Below are 1206 nucleotides of genomic sequence, written 5' to 3' on the forward strand. Positions count from 1 at the left end.
ATAAATTTTCAAGGAGGAATAAAAATGGCAAAAGCAAAATTCGAAAGAAACAAACCACATGTTAACATAGGAACAATAGGACATGTTGACCATGGAAAAACAACACTAACAGCAGCAATCACAAATGTGTTGGCAAACTATGGTGGAGCAGAAGTAAGAGCATTTGATACTATTGATAATGCTCCAGAGGAAAAAGAAAGAGGAATTACAATTGCAACATCTCACGTAGAGTATGAAACAGAAGCAAGACACTATGCTCACGTAGATTGTCCAGGACATGCTGACTATGTAAAGAACATGATTACAGGAGCAGCACAGATGGACGGAGCAATTTTAGTAGTATCTGCAGCAGATGGACCAATGCCACAGACAAGAGAGCATATTCTTTTAGCACGTCAGGTTGGTGTACCATCAATAGTAGTATTCTTAAACAAAGCAGATATGGTAGATGACGAAGAGTTAATCGAGCTTGTAGAGATGGAAGTAAGAGAACTCTTAGACGAATATGATTTCCCAGGAGACGATATTCCGGTAATAGTAGGTTCTGCATTAAAAGCAGCAGAAAACGGAGATCCAGAAGGAGAATGGGGTAAGAAGATTATAGAGCTTATGGATCAAGTAGATACTTATATTCCAGAGCCAGAAAGAGATACAGACAAACCATTCTTAATGCCTGTAGAGGACGTATTCTCAATTACAGGACGTGGAACAGTAGCAACAGGAAGAATCGAAAGAGGAACTCTACATCCATCAGATGAGGTAGAGATTGTAGGAATCAAAGATACAGAGACAACAGTAGTAACAGGAGTAGAAATGTTCCGTAAGATGTTAGACGAAGCAGTAGCAGGAGATAACATTGGAGCATTATTAAGAGGTGTAAAAAGAGAAGACATCGAAAGAGGTCAGGTACTGGCAAAGCCAGGAAGTATTACACCACATACAAAGTTTTATGCAGAGGTATATGTATTAAGTAAAGATGAGGGTGGAAGACACACACCATTCTTTGATGGATACAGACCACAGTTCTACTTCCGTACAACAGATGTAACAGGAAACATTCAGTTACCAGAAGGAGTAGACATGGTAATGCCTGGAGATAACATTGAGATGACAGGAGAACTAATCACTCCAATAGCAATGGAAGAAGGACTACGTTTTGCAATCCGTGAAGGTGGTCACACAGTAGGAGCTGGAGTTGTAACTGAA

1 protein-coding gene is annotated in these 1206 nt (G+C 39.8%); it reads left to right on the top strand.

The window, feature by feature from the left end; genetic code table 11:
* Positions 1-24 precede the first annotated feature (24 nt).
* Positions 25-1206, top strand: a 1182-nt coding sequence (tuf, locus tag HSACCH_RS04480; RefSeq protein WP_040477098.1) for an elongation factor Tu, incomplete at its 3' end; no start/stop codon positions are given.

It is taken from the genome of Halanaerobium saccharolyticum subsp. saccharolyticum DSM 6643 (assembly GCF_000350165.1).
GTDB lineage: Bacteria > Bacillota > Halanaerobiia > Halanaerobiales > Halanaerobiaceae > Halanaerobium > Halanaerobium saccharolyticum.